At 61.2% G+C, this 18,353-nt stretch carries 13 protein-coding genes; 6 read left to right on the plus strand and 7 right to left on the minus strand.

What is annotated here, in order from left to right; genetic code table 11:
* The first annotated feature begins 14 nt into the window (after positions 1 to 14).
* Positions 15 to 2,711: a methyl-accepting chemotaxis protein gene (locus tag MAIT1_RS15610; protein WP_085444479.1), complete on the plus strand. Its 2,697-nt coding sequence runs from the start codon at positions 15 to 17 to the stop codon at positions 2,709 to 2,711.
* Here the strand turns inward: MAIT1_RS15610 and MAIT1_RS15615 are convergent.
* Both MAIT1_RS15615 and MAIT1_RS15620 read right to left on the minus strand, forming a co-directional pair.
* A complete protein-coding gene (locus MAIT1_RS15615; protein ID WP_085444480.1) occupies positions 2,708 to 3,550 on the minus strand; it encodes a penicillin-binding transpeptidase domain-containing protein in 843 nt (280 codons plus the stop codon). The two genes, MAIT1_RS15610 and MAIT1_RS15615, sit on opposite strands and share 4 nt — an antisense overlap.
* Complete coding sequence (locus MAIT1_RS15620) at positions 3,550 to 4,524, minus strand: hypothetical protein (protein WP_085444481.1); 975 nt, start codon at positions 4,522 to 4,524, stop codon at positions 3,550 to 3,552. Before MAIT1_RS15620 ends, MAIT1_RS15615 begins: the two co-directional genes overlap by 1 nt.
* 198 nt (positions 4,525 to 4,722) lie before the next feature.
* Between MAIT1_RS15620 and MAIT1_RS15625 the strand changes: the two genes are divergently transcribed.
* A complete protein-coding gene (locus MAIT1_RS15625; RefSeq protein ID WP_085444482.1) occupies positions 4,723 to 5,730 on the plus strand; it encodes an NAD-dependent epimerase/dehydratase family protein in 1,008 nt (335 codons plus the stop codon).
* A gap of 412 nt (positions 5,731 to 6,142) precedes the next feature.
* On the opposite strand, the gene MAIT1_RS15630 is transcribed toward MAIT1_RS15625, so the two are convergent.
* On the minus strand, positions 6,143 to 7,186 hold the full coding sequence (locus tag MAIT1_RS15630; protein ID WP_085444483.1) for an IS110 family RNA-guided transposase: 1,044 nt from the start codon (positions 7,184 to 7,186) through the stop codon (positions 6,143 to 6,145).
* A 262-nt stretch (positions 7,187 to 7,448) separates the two neighbouring features.
* Between MAIT1_RS15630 and MAIT1_RS15635 the strand changes: the two genes are divergently transcribed.
* Complete coding sequence (locus MAIT1_RS15635; protein WP_158089542.1) at positions 7,449 to 8,048, plus strand: TetR/AcrR family transcriptional regulator; 600 nt, start codon at positions 7,449 to 7,451, stop codon at positions 8,046 to 8,048.
* A gap of 106 nt (positions 8,049 to 8,154) precedes the next feature.
* Here MAIT1_RS15635 and MAIT1_RS15640 read toward each other — a convergent pair whose 3' ends face one another.
* Positions 8,155 to 9,300: a GNAT family N-acetyltransferase gene (locus MAIT1_RS15640; protein ID WP_085444485.1), complete on the minus strand. Its 1,146-nt coding sequence runs from the start codon at positions 9,298 to 9,300 to the stop codon at positions 8,155 to 8,157.
* On the opposite strand from MAIT1_RS15640, the gene MAIT1_RS15645 reads away from it, so the two are divergent.
* Positions 9,299 to 9,967 (plus strand): class I SAM-dependent methyltransferase, encoded by a 669-nt coding sequence (locus tag MAIT1_RS15645; protein ID WP_085444486.1) that lies wholly within the window; start codon positions 9,299 to 9,301, stop codon positions 9,965 to 9,967. The two genes, MAIT1_RS15640 and MAIT1_RS15645, sit on opposite strands and share 2 nt — an antisense overlap.
* A gap of 434 nt (positions 9,968 to 10,401) precedes the next feature.
* On the opposite strand, the gene MAIT1_RS15650 is transcribed toward MAIT1_RS15645, so the two are convergent.
* The 3 genes from MAIT1_RS15650 to MAIT1_RS15660 all read right to left on the minus strand — a co-directional run bounded on the left by MAIT1_RS15650 (position 10,402) and on the right by MAIT1_RS15660 (position 13,231).
* Positions 10,402 to 11,445, minus strand: coding sequence for an IS110 family RNA-guided transposase (locus MAIT1_RS15650; RefSeq protein ID WP_085444487.1), 1,044 nt, complete (start codon positions 11,443 to 11,445; stop codon positions 10,402 to 10,404).
* A gap of 296 nt (positions 11,446 to 11,741) precedes the next feature.
* Positions 11,742 to 12,464: a tRNA threonylcarbamoyladenosine dehydratase gene (locus MAIT1_RS15655; protein ID WP_085444488.1), complete on the minus strand. Its 723-nt coding sequence runs from the start codon at positions 12,462 to 12,464 to the stop codon at positions 11,742 to 11,744.
* Complete coding sequence (locus MAIT1_RS15660; protein ID WP_085444489.1) at positions 12,461 to 13,231, minus strand: TatD family hydrolase; 771 nt, start codon at positions 13,229 to 13,231, stop codon at positions 12,461 to 12,463. The genes MAIT1_RS15655 and MAIT1_RS15660 overlap by 4 nt, the downstream gene beginning before the upstream one ends.
* 236 nt (positions 13,232 to 13,467) lie before the next feature.
* On the opposite strand from MAIT1_RS15660, the gene MAIT1_RS15665 reads away from it, so the two are divergent.
* Both MAIT1_RS15665 and MAIT1_RS15670 read left to right on the plus strand, forming a co-directional pair.
* On the plus strand, positions 13,468 to 14,403 hold the full coding sequence (locus MAIT1_RS15665) for a cytochrome-c peroxidase (protein ID WP_241893490.1): 936 nt from the start codon (positions 13,468 to 13,470) through the stop codon (positions 14,401 to 14,403).
* The gene (locus tag MAIT1_RS15670; RefSeq protein ID WP_085444491.1) at positions 14,400 to 18,353 is read left to right on the plus strand and encodes a response regulator; all 3,954 of its coding nucleotides are present in this window, start codon (positions 14,400 to 14,402) and stop codon (positions 18,351 to 18,353) included. Before MAIT1_RS15665 ends, MAIT1_RS15670 begins: the two co-directional genes overlap by 4 nt.

Raw genomic sequence — 18,353 nt, forward strand, 5'->3', positions numbered from 1 at the left:
ATCTGGAGGAAGTAATGTTTGCCGCGATCCGTGACCTCTCCATCCGCTTAAAGCTCATTGTCAGTTTTGGTATTGTACTACTGTTGCTGATTGTTGTGTCAGTGGTGGGAACTCTCGAATTAGAGAATGCAGCGCACGGGCTGCACGACTATCGCGCTCTGGCTAAGCAAACAAATCTATCTGGTCGTTTGCAGGCGAATATGTTGATGGTGCAATTGGATGTAACGGACTTCCTGGTGACAGGGGATCCCAAGGAAGTGGAGCATTATGGACACCACTTTGAGAGCGTAAAGAAGTTTCTTGCGCAATCGCACAAGGTGATCAAAGGCGCTGAGCGGGAGAAGTTGATTGACGAGGTCTCCGCTGTGGTGGGTGAGTACTCCGCCTCGTTCGAAAAAGTGGTGAAAGCGCGGGCCGCGCGGAATCAATTGTTGAATGATATTTTGGTGCCCCGGGGCGGCGCCATGGAGCATGCGCTCAATGAGATCATGGAAACCGCCGCCGCAGATGACGATATGGAGGCGGCGCTCAATAGCGGCAAAGCGCTCCGCCGCTTGCTTTTGGCGCGTCTGTATGTGGTCAAATTTCTGGAATCCAATGAAGAGAGCGCTTTTGAGCGCGTGAAGAAGGAGATGGCGGCGCTGGCTGAAAGTCTCACCGTCCTCGACGCCTCGGTGCAGAACCCGCATCGTCGCGAACTTCTTGCGCAGACCATTGCAGACAAGCAAGCCTATGAAGAGGCTTTCATTCAAATCCATAAGATCATCGTCGACCGCAACAAAATCATCGATGACAGTCTGGAAGTGATCGGGCCGAAAGTCTCCGAAGAGCTGGAAAAAGTCAAGCTGAGCGTCAAAGCGGAGCAGGACGAGCTGGGGCCCAAGCTGGAAGCTTCGTCGGACCACGCCGTGTCGGTCATGATCACCACCGCCATCATCTCCATCATTCTCGGTATGGCGCTGGCGTTGATCCTGACCAAGATGATCACTGGCCCGCTCAAGCAGATTATGGGCTTTGCCAAAATGGTGGGCGACGGCGACCTGGGTGGTCATATCCACATCGACCAGAAGGATGATGTTGGCGAGCTGGCGCGTCTGATGGTGGTGATGCGCGACAATCTGCAACAGAGCGTACGCAATGTGTCAGTGCAGTCGCGCACGTTGAGCGCGGTGATCACCGAACAGACCCACGTTAACCATACTCTGGTTGAGTGTGCTCAGGTGAACTTGAAGATGTCGCGCAATGTGGTGGAGGAGAACGACACCATCGATGCGGAGATTCATCACCTCTCTGAGAAGCTGTATGAGTCCGATGATGACATCAACACGCTCTCCGACGCCGCCACCACTCTTTCGGAGAACGTTAACACCATCGCCGCCGCCTCCGAGCAGGCCAGCCAGAACGTCAACACCATGGCCAGCGCCGCTGAGGAGATGTCCTCCAATATTGAACAGGTGAACCAGAGCCTGGGTTCGGTGGATAGCGCCATCAGCAGCGTGAATGAGTCCGTCGACGAGATGTCGGCGCTTACCGACAATGTGCGCAACGGCGTGGAGCGGGCGGATCAGACGGCACGGGAGGCCACAACGCGTGCGGAATCGACCCAGGAGATCATGGAGGGGTTGTCACAATCCACCCATGAGATCATCAAGGTGGTGGGGCTGATCAAGAATATCGCCGACCAGACCAATATGCTGGCGCTCAACGCCTCTATTGAAGCCGCAGGCGCGGGTGAGGCGGGCAAGGGCTTTGCGGTTGTGGCCAACGAGGTGAAGGAGTTGGCCAACCAGACTGGCGACGCCACCAAACAGATCGACCAGACCGCTTCGGAGATTCGCGGCAAGACCAACCAGGCCAGTCAGGCGGCGCGGGAGATTGGCGATATGATCTCCCAGCTCAACGCCATCAATGAGGATATCTCCAACGCCATGGGCAGCCAGGGCGAGGCGATGACGCACATCATGGACTCCATGAACATGGTGAACGAGGCCAGCCAGGAGGTGATGCGCAACGCCTCGGAGCTGGGCGAGGCCTCCTCCGAAGTGGCGCGGGCGGCGCAGGAAGCCGCCACCGGCACCGCGGAGATCGCCACCTCCGCTTCCGCCATGGCGGGCGGGGCCTCCGAGGTGGCCGATAGCAGTCGCGCAGTCAAAGCCAAAATGTTGGAGGTGAAGGATTTCGCCATGAAGGTGTTCCACGCCTCGGCCAATGTGCAGAAGAACATGCTCAAGGCGATGTCCCTGACCGACAAGGTGGACGGCATGGTGCAGTCCTCCAACGTGTTGGTGGAGTTGAGCGATCGCACCGGGCAGAGTTTGGGCGAGGCGGAGCAGCAATTCCGGGTGGGCTCGCCGCAATTTGATCTCACAGCGGTGAAACAGGCCCACTTGGCGATCATCAACAAATTGATTGCTGTGATGCGCAGTCATGATGTCGCCAAGGATGACCACTTCCCCGATGCGCGCACATGTGATTTTGGCAAGTGGTACTATGGCGAAGGCGCCGAAAAACTGCAAAATATTGCGGGCTTCACTGAGCTGGGAACGTTGCACGAGAAGGTGCATACCCTGGCCAAGGAGATTGTGGATCACGCGGTGAACAACCGCAACGCCGAGGCCGAGCGCAGCTTGCAGGAGTTCCATAAAGCGCGGCGTGCGATGTTTGAGACGCTGGATAAAGTCTACGTGGCGTCGCTGCGCTACGAGGATTAATCCGCCTCTTGCTGCGCCCAGCCGCCTGCTTGCAGCGCGCGCTTGGCCAAGGCGATGCGTAACGGCGCCAGTTTCAGCTCCGGCATGGGAATATTCACCGCAAAGGCGACCGTTTGGTCGCCTTTGTTTTTGGCTGCGGAGCTGCTGGAGGGGGTAAACCAGCCCACATACCAACCCCGCTTGGCTCCCACGCGGGTGAGCCAGCCGGTTTTGCCGCGCAGTTGGCCACCGCCCCACGCCTGTTGCGGAATGATCTGATGCAGGGTGGAGAGGGTCTCTGGCCTAAGCGGCAGATCGTTTGTTGCGACCCGCTGCATGAAGCGCGCCTGCTCAATGGGGGAGATCGTCAGCGGTCCCTGCAGCCAGAAATTATCCACAGTGTCGCCAATATCTCCGCTGCCAAAGTTCAGCCGCTTTACCCACGTCGCCATGCGCGACAGTCCAATGCGGCGCGCGATGCGTTGATACACCGGCACGGCGGAGACCTTGAGCGCCTGCTGCAGCGTCATGTCGCGCTCCCAGGGCTTAAACGCTTGCGGCGACCCATCCCATTTGAAAACTTCCGTGGTGTTGACGGCGCCGGTCTCCAACGCGATGAGGGTGTTGGGAATCTTGAAGGTGGAGGCGGGAATCCAACGCTGTTGGCAGGCGTCCATGCTGGAGACCCGCGGCGTTTCTCCCAACGGCAGCGCCACGATACAGCCGGATGTCCCCGCTTGTTCGAGAACGGCGGCCAGACGCGCATCGACGATGGGGTCGGTGGCGGCGGCGCTGCTAGCGTTGGCGGCCAGCAGCAGGAGAGCGGCGGAGAGTGTGGAGAGTACGGTGGCGCGGCGCATCAGCGTTGCCCCATGCCGCCGCCCGCCGGGGCGGGCTCCAACGCGAACAGGCGCGCCTCGGTGAGCGGCGCTGTACGCGGACGCAGGCGGAAGTAGACCGGCAGAAATCCTTCGCCCAGTCCGATAAACTCACCCACTTGGATACTGCCTTCACGCAGCAGATAGCGCACCGCCATCATCAGATAGGCGGCGCTCTGTTGGTAATCCCAACCCGCCATGGTCATCTCCATCTCATAGCCGCCAAACTGTTCCAGACCGCGCGTGCGCGCCCAGCCGCCCGCGTCCTGATCACGCGCCTCCAGGCCGACCCAGAGTTTGGCTGGCAGGTGATCCGCCGCCTTCTCTGCGCCTTGATTGAACTGCTCGATGGCGCGGTAAGTGCCCTCCACCCCGGCTTCAAACGCGCGCCAATCGCACAGTGCGGCGCTGTTTTCCCACAGCGCGCCCAGGGGGGCAAAGTCCGGCAGCCCATGGGACAGAATTGCGCACAGATGCATCATGCGCATGGCGGCGGTGATCCCTTCGCCCACGCCAATGGCATCTTCCCCTTTGAGTTGGGTGATGCGCCAGTGGGCTTGATGCGCCTGCGTCATGTGGCGCAACTCCGCCGCTTCCGGTCCTTGCCCCAGCGCCTCTTCCAGTGTGGGCGCGGGGGCGGGAACGCCCGCCATGTCGATTTGATAGATCCGTCCAAAGCAGCGCAATCGCAGCATGCTCCCGCCAGCGCCCGGCGTCGGGAGCAAGCCGAAAGCGTCCTGCGGCAGCGACTCGGCCATCGCTGCTTGCAGGGCGTCCGCGCTGGGCGTGAGCGCCTGGGGCAGCAGCAGAATCAATTGTAATGGCGGCGGCGGACGATGCACCGGTTCGGGCTCTGGCGCAGGCGGCGGCGGAATCAGACCGGCGCCGTCCGCCAAGAGCGACGCCTCCTGGGTATCGGGGCCTCGGGCGGGGAGTTTGCGGGTGCGTTTCTTCACGTTGTCAGCCTGCTGCGCCTGCTCTGTTTCTCAGACGGTAAGAGTCCAAAGAGTGTTTATCCTAACGTTCGCATCGCCTTGGGTTCAATGCACGCCTCTCTTCTGACGCCCTGTGGACGGGAAAGTGCCCTGTTGACAGTATAGGATGATCGTCCTAATAATAAATTCAGACGATCATCCTAAATATGGAGAGAGGCGATGCAGACGATTCTGGTGACTGGGGCGAATGGTTTTGTGGGGCATCATGCGTTGCGCGCAGTGATGGCCATGGACGGCGTGCGCGTGATCGCGGCGACACGAGCGCCGGAGCGAATTCCAAGCTTTTGGCGCGGCGAGACGCGCATTGCGGATCTGCGCGACGGGGAGGCCTTGCCTGCGCTGTTGGCGGGGGTGGATACGGTGATCCACGCGGCGGCGTGGACCTCGCTGTGGGGCAATTGTGAAAACAGTCGCGCCCTGTTTCTGCAGCCGACGCTGGAGCTGCTGGCTTGCTGCCGACAAGAGGGCGTGGGACGCATCGTGTTTCCCAGCACCACGGCGGCCAGTGGGCCTGAACAGGCGTATGACCCTTTCAGCGCAGGCGCGCCGAAGAGCTTCTGGCCCCATCTGGGCAGTGTGGTGGCCATTGAGAACGCACTGCGCGACATCGCTTCGCCGGAGTTGACCACAGTGACCCTGCGTCTGGGCCTGTTCGCCGGGGAGGGGTATGGGTTGGGGCTGCTGCCCATTCTGACGCCGCGTCTGAAGACCCATCTGGTCCCCTGGGTGGCGGGTGGGCGCACGCGCATGCCTCTGATCGACGGGCGCGACATCGGCCAGGCCATGGCGCTGGCGGCCACCGTGGAGGGGGTGAGCGGATATCAAGCCTTCAACATCGTCGGCCCGCAGATTCCCACCGTGCGAGAGGTCATCGACCATCTGCACGCGCGCCACGGTTTGCCGCGTCCTCACTTCAGTGTTCCATTCCCCATGGCTTACGCCTTTGCCTGGCTGATGGAGCGGTTCGACGCCGTTTCGCCGTGGGATCCCCTGGTCACCCGCAGCATTATCCATTTGCTGGAGGACCGGACGGTGGATAATGCCCGCGCCCATGAGCAGCTTGGGTATGCGCCCCAGCATGGGTGGCGCGAAGCCATCGATATCCAGATGGCGCAGATGGCCGAGCAGCAGAAACGCCCTATGGCGATGCGCGCGGCGCTGCCGTAAGATAAATCTCTGTTTGAGTTGTTGGGTGGAAGTGAAGGGGAACGATAAGATATCGAGGGCTTTGCCCTCGAGCTCCCAAGATCAAAAGACTAAACCGTGGGCTCCGCCCATGTATGGTCCGCTCCGCCACGGCAAGAGAAAATGTCCACTGATGTGTGAGGCTTAGTCGCGCCCATGTATCCGGCCTGTTGATGAGGGGCTTGTCGCCCTCTGGCCCTGATGGAATTTGCGCGTGGCCCTCCTCAACACACCCTCGGCCTCTATGGGCCCTTGGGCGAAACAGGTTCTTGACCACGCAGGGCTATGCCGTTTCACGCCATCAATCTCGACTCTCTCTCGCAACCTGGCTGGTGGGATCTCTTTCTCTTTCCTTATCGGCCTGTTTTTCTTTTAGAGTTGTATTGCGCTCTCTCTACACAGCGGCGCTGGCCCCATAGGCCTCCTGCTTCACCAGCATCGCCCACGCGCTGCGCGCCATGCGGTTGGCCAGCGCCACCACTGCTCTATTTGCGCCGCGACGTTCCGACACCGACACTGCCCACTGGCTGCGGCGATCCGGCTTGTTTTCACACACGCGCAACGCCGCCCGCGCCCCATGAATCAACAGGGTGCGAAGATAACCGTTTCCCCGCTTGCTGATCCCCGTCAGCCACGCCTTGCCCCCTGTGGAGTGCTGATTCGGAACCAACCCTATCCATGCCGACAGCTCCCGGCCATTCTTAAACGCCCGCACATCCCCCACCGACGCCAACAGCGCCGTCGCCGTGATCGGTCCCACTCCCGGGATCGTCATCAGCAATCGACACTGCGGCTCCGCCTTGGCCAGCGCCTCAATCTCACGCTCATATTTGCCGATGCGCTCATCCAAATGCGCCAGCTCATCGCGCTCATCCTCCAGAATTACGCGAAAATTGGCGCTCATTTCCGAGCTCTCATCACTCAAAATCAGCACAATCGCCCGCCGCGCCTGCTTGATGCTCTTGGGAAAGACAATCCCATACTCGGCAAGCAGTCCGCGAATCTGGTTCACCAACGCCGTGCGGTTCTTCACCGCCAGACTGCGCACCCGATGCAACGCTAGAATTTCTTGCTGGGCAACGCTTTTGATCCCCACAAAACGCATATTCGGCCGCTGTACCGCTTCGCAAATCGCCTCTGCATCCACGCTGTCGTTCTTGTGCCGCTTCACGTAGGGCTTCACATATTGCGGCGCCATCAAACGCACATCATGCCCATATCCCTGAAATTTCCGCGCCCAATGGTGGGCGCCGCTACTGGCTTCCATCCCCACCAGGCACGGCGGCAGTTGCGCCATGAACTCCAGTAACTTATCTCGTTTCAAGCGCTGTTTCAGAACGCTCTTGCCGCTCGCATCGACGCCATGCAACTGAAACACGCTCTTGCCCAGATCAATACCCAGTACCCGTACCTGTCCGTTTTCGATATGATTGCTCATGGTCCGCTCCGACTCCGTTTAGATGGAAAAACACATCACCATCTTGGCCCATTGCGAGGCCGTTTGGGTAGCGGAGCGGACCATTCCATTACACCCGCTGGGGGCGCGGCCCCCAGACCCCGCCGCCGACCAGTCGGCGGCCAATAGTCAGCGCAAGCTCAGTCTGAGTCACGCAAACATTTGTCACTCTGTGCAGTTTTGGTTTTGACTCGCTAAAGCCGAAAATTGTCGCCATATTTTCTCAAGCTCAGCAGGTTATGTCGTGGGTCGTAAAGGCAACGCCAGTCGGGCGCGGATATTGGATAAGGGCAGCGAGCTGATCCACCACGGCGGCTTCGCACAGACCTCCTTTGCCGATCTGGCCGACGCCTTGGGCATGACCAAGGGGCACTTCTACTACTACTACCGCAGCAAGGACGATCTGCTGCGCGATATCGTCGCCGCGCGCAGTGAGCGGATCAGCGCCATGCTGACCGAGTGGAGCGGTGCGGAGCCGGATCCGCAGGCGCGGATTCTGCGCTTTATCGACATGGTGGCGGGGCAGGCGGAGATGCTGCGCGAACATGGGTGTCCCATGGGCAGCCTCAGCGGCGAGTTGAGCAAAGGCGACGCCCATCTGCAGAGCGAGGGGCGGGCGATGTTCGACCTGTTCATCCACTGGCTCGCCGAGCAGTTCGCGACGCGCTTTGACGCGCAAACGGCCCGCGCCCACGCCGAGCATCTGATGATCCGCGCCCAGGGCGCGAGCCTGCTGGCGCATGTGTATGGCGACGCCGATAAGGTGGCGCAGGAGTGTGCACGCATGCGGGCGTGGCTGAATGAGATGTGGAAGGGTTCGGACAAGAGCGCGGAGAAAAACTAACCGAGGTCCAGGAGGGCGTCCCTGCTGGCGGGCTCCGGGCGGAGCCCTCATGGGGTTTGGGGCAAAGCCCCAATATCTAATAACGCCCCACAACCGTCAGTTCGATTTACGCTCCTTCGTCAATACTGCGAAACGGCGATTGCGTCATCCACTCGGCCTGCTCCTCGGCAATGGCCTGCTTCTCCATCTCGATATAGCGCCCGATGGCTTCATGGAACTCGGCGTCAAACAGGTGGTGGGCGCTGTAGGTGAGGCTGGGCAGAAAGCCGCGGGGGAGTTTGTGCGGTCCCTGGGCGCCCGCCTCGAACAGGGGCAATTCGTGGGCGATGGCCCAGTCGATGCCCTGGTAGTAGCACATCTCAAAGTGCAGGAAGTCGTGATCGGCCACGCAGCCCCAGTAGCGGCCATACAGCGCGTGATCATTATAAAAGAACAGCGATCCGGCTACCCATTCGTCGTTCTCCCGCGCCAGCAGCAGCAGGGTGTGATCGGCGAAGGTATTGAACAGGGTGGGGAAGAAGCCCGCGCGCAGATAGGGGTAGGCGCCCTTCTCCTCGCAGGTGGTCAGATAGAAGCGGCGCATCACATCGCCCAACTCCGGGGTGAGGGCGTCGCCGGTAAAGGCGTGAATGGCGACGTTGGAGTCAGCCACCGCCGCGCGCTCCTTGCGGATCTGCTTGCGTTTGCGGTTCTTCAGGTCCGCCAGGAAATCCTCAAAGCTCCCATAACCGTTATTACGCCAGTGGAACTGCAGACTGTGGCGAATGGGCGGGCCGGACTGGGAGAAATCGCCTAGTTCATCGCCATGCAAGAACAGATGGTGCACTGAGTGGCAATCCCGCTCCCGCGCCAGCGCCTCGGCGCCGCCGATGAGAGTTTGCGCGACCAGCGCACGCTCGGCGCGGGGATGGATCAGCAGTTTGCGTGTGGTGGCGGGGGTGAAGGGGACCGCGCTGATCAGTTTGGGATAGTAGGGGCGGCCATGTTGGGCGTAGGCTTGCGCCCACTGCCAATCGAAGATGTACTCGCCGTAGCTGTGCTCCTTCTCATACAGAATCTGCGCGCCCAGCAAACCTTCCTCATCGGTAACGGTCAGATAGTAGGGCAGCCAGCCCGTACCAGCGCCGACGCTGCGGGAGCTTTCCAGCGCGCGCAGAAAACGGTATTCCATAAAGGGCGCATCGTCTGTGAGCAGCGCCGACCAGGCCGCCGGATCAATGGCCGTAATCTCCCGATGAATGGACAGCTTCATGCCGGATACCCACTCCCACACGTCGATTGCAGAGACGATTCATCCTGACGATCCCGAACTGGCCGCCCTGAGTGGACGCACCATTGGGCACTATGAGCGCGTGGCCGCCGACTTCTGGGAGGGGACCAAAGATCACGATGTGAGTCAAAACCGCGCCGCTCTGTTGGACGCTCTGCCCAGCGGACAAGTTCTCGATATTCTGGAATTTGGCTGCGGACCGGGGCGCGACGTGGCGTGGTTCGCCAGTCAGGGGCACCGGGTGGTGGGGCTGGACGGCTGCGCATCGTTCTGCCGCATGGCCCATGAACTCACCGGCGCCGAGGTGTGGCGACAGGACTTCCTCAATCTCGACCTGCCCCCTGAGCGTTTTGATGGCGTATTCGCCAATGCGTCGCTATTCCACATTCCCCGCGCCCATCTGACCCGGGTGTTGACCCAACTGCAGCAGACCCTCAAGCCGGGCGGGGTTCTGTTCTCCTCCAATCCGCGCGGGGCTGAGGAGGGGTGGCGCGGCGAGCGTTACGGGACCTATTTGGAATATGAACCGTTCTGCGAACATCTGCGCGCCGCCGGTTTGGAGCCGGAGCATCACTACTACCGACCGCCCGGGCTGCCGCGTCATGAACAGCCGTGGCTGGCCATGGTGAGCCGTAAGGGGAGGGGCTGAACCAACGCAGCAAGGGTGGATAATTGTTGCGAGAAGCCAAAACCGGACATTGCATGAATGGGTAAATGGAAGATATCGAGGGCGCTGCCCTCGAGCTCCCAAGATCAACAGCTACACCGTGGGCTCCGCCCATGTATGGTCCGCTCCGCCACGGCAAGAGAAAATGTCCACTGATGTGTGAGGCTTAGTCGCGCCCATGTATCCGGCCTGTTGATGAGGGGCTTGTCGCCCTCTGGCCCTGATGGAATTTGCGCGTGGCCCTCCTCAACACACCCTCGGCCTCTATGGGCCCTTGGGCGAAACAGGTTCTTGACCACGCAGGGCTATGCCGTTTCACGCCATCAATCTCGACTCTCTCTCGCAACCTGGCTGGTGGGATCTCTTTCTCTTTCCTTATCGGCCTGTTTTTCTTTTAGAGTTGTATTGCGCTCTCTCTACACAGCGGCGCTGGCCCCATAGGCCTCCTGCTTCACCAGCATCGCCCACGCGCTGCGCGCCATGCGGTTGGCCAGCGCCACCACTGCTCTATTTGCGCCGCGACGTTCCGACACCGACACTGCCCACTGGCTGCGGCGATCCGGCTTGTTTTCACACACGCGCAAAGCCGCCCGCGCCCCATGAATCAACAGGGTGCGAAGATAACCGTTTCCCCGCTTGCTGATCCCCGTCAGCCACGCCTTGCCCCCTGTGGAGTGCTGATTCGGAACCAACCCTATCCATGCCGACAGCTCCCGGCCATTCTTAAACGCCCGCACATCCCCCACCGACGCCAACAGCGCCGTCGCCGTGATCGGTCCCACTCCCGGGATCGTCATCAGCAATCGACACTGCGGCTCCGCCTTGGCCAGCGCCTCAATCTCACGCTCATATTTGCCGATGCGCTCATCCAAATGCGCCAGCTCATCGCGCTCATCCTCCAGAATTACGCGAAAATTGGCGCTCATTTCCACACTCTCATCACTCAAAATCAGCACAATCGCCCGCCGCGCCTGTTTGATGCTCTTGGGAAAGACAATCCCATACTCGGCAAGCAGTCCGCGAATCTGGTTCACCAACGCCGTGCGGTTCTTCACCGCCAGACTGCGCACCCGATGCAACGCTAGAATTTCTTGCTGGGCAACGCTTTTGATCCCCACAAAACGCATATTCGGCCGCTGTACCGCTTCGCAAATCGCCTCAGCGTCCACGCTGTCGTTCTTGTGCCGCTTCACGTAGGGCTTCACATATTGCGGCGCCATCAAACGCACATCATGCCCATATCCCTGAAATTTCCGCGCCCAATGGTGGGCGCCGCTACTGGCTTCCATCCCCACCAGGCACGGCGGCAGTTGCGCCATGTACTCCAGGAGCTCGTCTCGTTTCAGTCGCTTCTTGAGAACGCTTTTGCCGCGCGCATCCACGCCATGCAACTGAAACACGCTCTTGCCCAGATCAATACCCAGTACCCGTACCTGTCCGTTTTCGATATGATTGCTCATGGTCCGCTCCGACTCCGTTTAGATGGAAAAACACACCACCATCTTGGCCCATTGCAAGGCCGTTTGGGTAGCGGAGCGGACCATTCCATTACACCCGCTGGGGGCGCGGCCCCCAGACGATTCGGCAGGATTGCCGAATCGGACTCGCGCAGCGAGCCCGAAGGGTGAGGGCCATGGATGGCCCGAATCACCCCGCCGCCGACCAGTCGGCGGCCAATAGTCAGCGCAAGCTCAATCTCAATCACGCAAAGATTGATCACTCTGTGCAAGTTTTAGTATTGCATGGCGACAGAACATTATTTTTGTATGAGTTGACGAATAATCGTCCCCCCCATGGTCAGGCCGAACAGGGCGGGCAGATAGCTCATGGTGCCGTTGACCGAGCGCGGTCGCCCGCGCGTCGTGGCCTCCGGCGGCAGCGGCGGCAACGGCTGCTCGTCGCTCCACACCGCCAGAATGCCTGGGCCCAATCCGCGCCGCTTGGCGCGATTGCGCGTCACCCGCGCCAAGGGGCAGGTGTGGGTCTGCATCAGATCATCCACGCGCACGGCGGTGGGGTCGAAGCGCCCCCCCGCGCCCAGGCTGGTGATGGTGGGCAGATCCCGCGCCCGCGCTTCAAACAGCAGATGAATCTTGCTGCTCAGGGCGTCGATGGCGTCGGCCACATAGTCCGGTTGCAGCTCATCCAGCAGCGGCGGGATGGTCTCGCCATCCAGGAACAGTTCGCGGGCGTCGATGCGCGCCTCGGGATTGATGGCGCGCAGCCGCTCAAGAATCAAATCCGCCTTCTTCTGGCCGATGGTCTGGCTGTTGGCGTGAATCTGCCGATTGATGTTGGATTCGCTCACCACGTCGAAGTCGATCAGGGTCAGGCGTCCCACCCCGGCCCGCGCCAACGCCTCAGCGGCGAACCCGCCCACGCCGCCCAATCCGCACAACAGCACATGCGCCGCCTCCAGCTTGGCCACCCCGTCGGGGCCGATGAGGATCTCGGTGCGTTGTCGATATTCCGGCTTCATGCAGGCTCTCCAGGCAGGTCAAACAGGGTGCGGGCGTTGGCGTCGGCGGCGTCGATCAACGCCGCCGCATCGCACCCGCGCAGTTGTGCGATGGCGGCGGCGATCTGCGGCAGATAGGCCGGTTCGTTGCGCTCCCCATTGCGGCCATGGGGGGGCAGGTCCGGCGCATCGGTCTCCAGCACGATCCACGCCAACGGCAGAGCGGCGGCCATGGCGCGAATCTTTCGCGCCTGGGGCCGTGTGACCATGCCGCCCAGGCCGAAACAGAATCCCAACGCACGATACTCTCGGGCCGTCTCCAGGCTGCCGCCAAAGGCGTGCACCACCCCGCCGCGCGGAGGCGGGTCGGCGCGCAACATCTCCAACGTCTGCCCATGGGCTTTGCGCACATGCAGCATCACCGGCAGATCATAGCGTCGCGCCAGCGCCAATTGCGCCGCAAACAGCGCCTGTTGGCGTGGGAAACTCTCCGGCGCAGCCAGCAGATCCAGTCCAATCTCGCCAATGGCGCAGGGCTTATCCCGTTCGATAGCCTGAGCCAGTTGTTCAATGGCGTCGGCGGGGTGGTCATCGCACATCATGGGGTGCAGACCCAGCGTCAGATGCATGCCAGGCTCGGTCAGCAGAGCGCGCTGAGAGGGGATATCCTGTAACCGCGTGCCCGGCAGCAGCCACTGACGCACATGGGCGGCGCGCGCACGGGCGAGGGCGGCGGCGCGATCAACGTCGAATTCCTTCGCGTTCCAGTGGCAGTGGGTGTCGATCATCCGGTTTCTATTCAGCGGTGTGCGGGTGTGGTCACGATCCTGCGTTTGCGCCTGTGGCGTTTGTTTTTTTCACTCAATTCCCGCATGATACTCTCTTCTGAGAATTTGCGGGAGATCGCTTTGACGACGCCCCGATGGCGGGCAGGGAGAGTAGAATCGTGAGGTGTGTGATCGCCCAACGATTTGCGTGGTTTCGACGTTGGGGGCGGATAGGCGTCGTGGGGATGGTGAGTGCGATGGCTCTCGTCAGCGCGCCCGCACACGCGTTGGATCTGTCTGCGGAGCCGCTGCAACCGCTCAAGCCGCCGCACGGGCTGCAGGAGGATATCGTCGCGTTGGGGCGCGCGCTGTTTCATGATCCGCGTCTGTCGGCGGATGACTCCATCTCCTGCGCCCACTGTCACGATCTGGCCAATGGCGGCGTGGATGGTCAGGCGGTCTCCAGCGGCATAGATGGGCGCAAAGGCAAAATGAACGCCCCCACCGTCTTCAACAGTAGTCTGAACTTTCGTCAGTTTTGGGATGGCCGCGCCGCGACTCTGGAAGAGCAGATCAATGGTCCGATCACCCGCGCTGTGGAGATGGGCTCCTCCTGGCCCAATGTGGTGGCCAAGCTCAATGGCGACCCACAGATGAAGCGCCGTTTTGAAGAGGCGTTTGGCGGTCCCGCCACCGCCGATCGCGTGCGTCGCGCCATCGCCGATTTTGAACGCTCCCTGATCACGCTCGACAGCCCCTTTGACCGCTATCTTCAAGGCGATCAAGATGCGATCAGCGATCAAGCGCGCGAAGGGTATCGACTGTTCAAGCGCTATGGTTGCGCCGCATGCCATCAGGGACGTTTGGTGGGCGGCAATCTGTATCAAAAGCTGGGCGTGGCCGAGCCCTTTTTCGCCGTGGCTCACGTCGTGGAGCACGAGGATTTTGGCCGCTATAACGTCACTGCGCGCGAACAGGACAAGCATCTATTCAAAGTGCCCTCCCTGCGCAATGTGGCGTTGACTGCGCCCTATCTGCACGATGGCGCCGTCAACACCCTCGAACAGATGGTGCGTCTGATGGGGCGGCATCAGCTGGGGGTGGAGATTCCCCGCAACAACGTCGACGCCATTGTGGCGTTCCTGCATACGTTGACCGGCAAACATCCCGAGTTGAAGGCGACTACGCCATGAGCGGCGGCTCCGTGTTGCGCGGTGGCTCGGGCAAAAGCGCTCAAGTTTCGCGCGTCTGGTTCCGCAGCGGTTTGGCGATGATAGCGCTGCTTTTCGTGCTGCTGATTCTGTTTTTTCTCAATGCGCGCAGCGTCAGCGATGCCGAACACGCCCGCTTTATCAGTCGACATAGTCAGTTGGTGGAACGGGTCGGACGGTTGAACGAAGCGCTGCTGAAAACGCGCTTTCACATGGCTGCGCACTACGACCTGTTGACCGATGCCAGCGCTGATCTTGAGCGCTTCAGTCGCCGTTACGCCGATCTCTATAAAGACGCTTGGGGCGAGGGTTTTACCCGCGCTTGGACGGTGTATGACACCCTCCTGCAGGGGCAACTGCAGCGCGTTGAGGCGTTCAAAACCCATAACGCCATCGTGGCCAACTCACGGGCGCACTTCCCCGATATCGTAGATGAAGCGCTGGATTATTTCGCCAATCGCGGCGATGACGATCTGATGGAGTCGCTGCTGCGCGAATTAATGGCGGAGTTGCTGATCTACGACGCCACCACCATCGGGGCCAACCGGTTGGATGCCGGTGAACTGCTGGTGCGTCTACAGCGGGAAGCCGATGCTGGCGGCCCGGCGTCGGTGAAGGCGCTGGAGCCGGTGCGGCGACACGTGACATTGCTGCTGACCCATGGTCAAACGGTGGATAAGCTGTTCCGGCAGTTGACTGACGGCGCCATGGGCTATGCCCTGGACGGTTGCATGGCGCAGTTCCGCAAGCGCTACCAGGCGTTGCGCCAAGCGGCGGAGATCTACAATCGCGCCACCTGGATGGCGGCGGTGGTGATGCTGATGTTGGTGGCGATGGTCACTCTGCGCCTGCGCGCTGCGCGCGAGGCGCATCGCGAGACGATGCAGCAACTCGATTTTCAAAAGCGCGCGCTGGACGAACACGCCATCGTCAGCATCGCCGACGCCAATGGCAATATCACCTACGCCAACGAGAAGTTCCTCCAGGTGAGTGAATACACGTTGGAGGAGCTGCTGGGCCGCAACCATCGGGTGGTGAAATCGGAGCGCCATTCAGACGAGTTCTTCACCGCCATGTGGACCACCATCAGCAGCGGGCGGGTGTGGCATGGGGAGATCATGAACCGCAGCAAAAGCGGGCGTCACTATTGGGTCTCCTCCACCATCGTGCCGTTTGTGGGCGCCGATGGCAAACCGTTCCAATACGTCTCCATCCGCACCGATATCACACGGCGCAAAGAGGCGGAGAATAAACTGACTTCGCAGAGCCACTTTTTGGCCACCATCACCAGCAGTATGGGCGAGGGGGTCTACGCGCTGGACGCCGAGGGCGATTGCACCTTCCTCAACCCCACCGCCGAGCGGCTGTTGGGCTGGCGCTTTTTGGAGATGAAGGGGCGCAATCTGCATGAGGCGGCGCACTATCAGGACTCTGTGGGAGAGCCGCTGAGTTATGAAGCCTGCGCCATTCGGCAGAGCATTCTGCAAGGGCGCACGTTCCGCTCGGAAGATGAGAGCTTTACAGACCGCGCCGGACGTCTGTTCCCGGTTTCGGTGGTCTCCACGCCGCTGCGCGAGCGCGGCAAGATCGTCGGTTCGGTGGCGGTCTTCTCCGACATCACGCGGCGCAAGGAGCAGGAGCAGGAGTTGCTCAAGGCCAAGCAGGAGGCGGAGTGGGCGACCCAGGCCAAGAGTGAATTTCTGGCCAATATGAGCCATGAGATCCGCACCCCCATGAACGCCATCATCGGCATGAGCCACCTGGCGCAGAAAACCGAGTTGACCGCCAAACAGCGCGACTATGTGGACAAAATCCACGGCGCGGCCAACCATCTGTTGCAGATCATCAACGATATCCTCGACTTCTCCAAAATTGAGGCGGGCAAGCTGGATATCGAGATGATCCCGTTCCGCCTGGATGAGCTGCTGGAGAATCTGTCGGCGCTGGTGACCTTGAAAGCGCGTGAGAAGGGGCTGGAGTTCCTCATCGACTGCGACTCGGAGTTGCCGGAGACCATGGTGGGCGATCCGCTGCGTTTGAATCAGGTGCTGCTGAATCTGATCAACAATGCGATCAAATTCACCCAGCAGGGGGAGGTGGTGCTGAGTCTGCGCCCGGTGGATCTGAACAGCGAGCGCTTGGTGGCGCAGTTCGATGTGCGCGATTCGGGCATCGGCATGAGCGCCGAGCAGATGGCGCGCCTGTTCCAGTCGTTCAGTCAAGCGGACTCCTCCATCACCCGCAACTACGGCGGCACTGGTTTGGGGCTGGCCATCAGCAAGCAGTTGTGCGAAATGCTGGGCGGCGATATCTGGGTGGAGAGCGTCGAGGGCGAGGGCAGCACGTTCCACTTCACCATGGTGTTTGGTCTGTTGGAGCAGCAGGAGTCGCCGGCGCGCCGACTGCGGCGCAGCATTGAGGCGGGGTTGGAGCTGCTAGTGGTGGATGATAGCGCCACTGCGCGGGAGATTCTGCACGCCATTGCCGATAGTCTGTCGTTCCGCGTGAGCGAAGTGGAGAGCGGCGATGCGGCGCTGAAGTTGATCGCCCAGCGCGATGCGGCGGGGCAACCGTTCCGCGCGGTGCTGGTGGATTGGAAAATGCCGGTGATGGATGGCGCGGAAGTGGCGCGCCGTATTGCCTCAATGACTCTGCGCGAATCTCCCGCGGTGATCATGGTCAGCGCAGAGGATTTGAGCGAGCTGCGCAGCGCGCTGGAAGGGGTGAAGGTGGACGCCATGCTGGCCAAGCCGGTGACCGCCTCGACGCTGCTGGATGCGGCGCTGGATGCGTTTGGTCGACGGGCTCCTCAGACGCCCGAGTGGGGCGCTGGCGCGCTGACTCCGGTGGATGCGAGCGGCTCGGCGCTGCGCGGGCAGCGCATATTGCTGGTGGAGGACAACGCCGTCAATCAGCAGATCGCCCAGGAGTTGTTGGAGGATGTGGGGTGTGTGGTGACGCTGGCCAATAACGGCCAAGAGGGCGTTGACGCGGTGGCGGCGCATGAATTTGACGTGGTGTTGATGGATGTGCAGATGCCGGTGATGGATGGTTATGAGGCCACGCGGCGCATTCGCGCCAATTCGGCGTATGCGCAGCTGCCTATTCTGGCCATGACCGCCAACGTCATGGTGGGGGATCGTGAACGCTCCATGGAGGTGGGCATGAACGATCATGTCTCCAAGCCCATCGACCCGAGCCGCCTGTATGCCGCCATTGCGCGCGCGCTGAAATTGGAGCCGGATACAGCGAATAAGCCTGCGCCAACGACGCAGGGTGAGGCCCCGCGCGATCCGCTCTTGGACGCCGGGTTCGATGGCGTGGATATCGCCAAAGGGCTGTCGGGCATGGGCGGCAAGGGGCGGCTCTACCGCACGGTGTTATCGCGCTTTGCCGATGATCATGCGCAGGATCTGAGCGATTTGACCCAGCGCCTGCGCGATGGCGAGCGGGTGGCGGCCGAGCGCCTGGCGCACACTCTCAAGGGTATCTGCGGCGGTATCTCCCATGGGCGCCTGTTTGAGTTGTGCGCGCAGTTGGAGGCGCGCATTGCCCAGGGCGATCCACTGGAGGCGCTGGAGGGGACAATTGCTCAAGCCCAAGGCGAGATGACGCCGTTGGTGGCTTCCATCCGGGAATTCCTGGCAACAGAGCGCGCCGAACAAGGGGAATCTGAAGAGGCAGAGCCTGCGGAGGTGTTCGACGCCGTTGCATTCGGTAAGCGTTTGGAAGCGCTCAAGACCGCGCTGGATAGCCGTAATCCGAAGAAGAGCAAAGCGGCGGCGGTGGAGTTGGAGAAGATGGCGCTGCCGGATGCTCTGCATGAGCCGGTGAGCGAGGCGTTGGCGGACCTGAAACGCTATCGATTCCGTCAGGCGTTGGAGAAGCTGCACGCTATTGAAGCGCCGTCTGCACCCTCTGCTGAGGGGTGA

The sequence above is a fragment of the Magnetofaba australis IT-1 genome (assembly GCF_002109495.1).
GTDB classification, from domain to species: domain Bacteria; phylum Pseudomonadota; class Magnetococcia; order Magnetococcales; family Magnetococcaceae; genus Magnetofaba; species Magnetofaba australis.

What these genes read in the sequence shown, in the direction of transcription:
- MAIT1_RS15610 (WP_085444479.1), top strand. Translation starts at nt 15, where the DNA reads ATGTTTGCCGCGATCCGTGACCTCTCCATCCGCTTAAAGCTCATTGTC.
- MAIT1_RS15640 (WP_085444485.1), bottom strand. Translation starts at nt 9,300, where the DNA reads ATGAAGCTGTCCATTCATCGGGAGATTACGGCCATTGATCCGGCGGCC.
- MAIT1_RS15645 (WP_085444486.1), top strand. Translation starts at nt 9,299, where the DNA reads ATGCCGGATACCCACTCCCACACGTCGATTGCAGAGACGATTCATCCT.
- MAIT1_RS15655 (WP_085444488.1), bottom strand. Translation starts at nt 12,464, where the DNA reads ATGAAGCCGGAATATCGACAACGCACCGAGATCCTCATCGGCCCCGAC.
- MAIT1_RS15660 (WP_085444489.1), bottom strand. Translation starts at nt 13,231, where the DNA reads ATGATCGACACCCACTGCCACTGGAACGCGAAGGAATTCGACGTTGAT.
- MAIT1_RS15670 (WP_085444491.1), top strand. Translation starts at nt 14,400, where the DNA reads ATGAGCGGCGGCTCCGTGTTGCGCGGTGGCTCGGGCAAAAGCGCTCAA.
- MAIT1_RS15650 (WP_085444487.1), bottom strand. Translation starts at nt 11,445, where the DNA reads ATGAGCAATCATATCGAAAACGGACAGGTACGGGTACTGGGTATTGAT.
- MAIT1_RS15630 (WP_085444483.1), bottom strand. Translation starts at nt 7,186, where the DNA reads ATGAGCAATCATATCGAAAACGGACAGGTACGGGTACTGGGTATTGAT.
- MAIT1_RS15615 (WP_085444480.1), bottom strand. Translation starts at nt 3,550, where the DNA reads ATGCGCCGCGCCACCGTACTCTCCACACTCTCCGCCGCTCTCCTGCTG.
- MAIT1_RS15625 (WP_085444482.1), top strand. Translation starts at nt 4,723, where the DNA reads ATGCAGACGATTCTGGTGACTGGGGCGAATGGTTTTGTGGGGCATCAT.
- MAIT1_RS15665 (WP_241893490.1), top strand. Translation starts at nt 13,468, where the DNA reads ATGGCTCTCGTCAGCGCGCCCGCACACGCGTTGGATCTGTCTGCGGAG.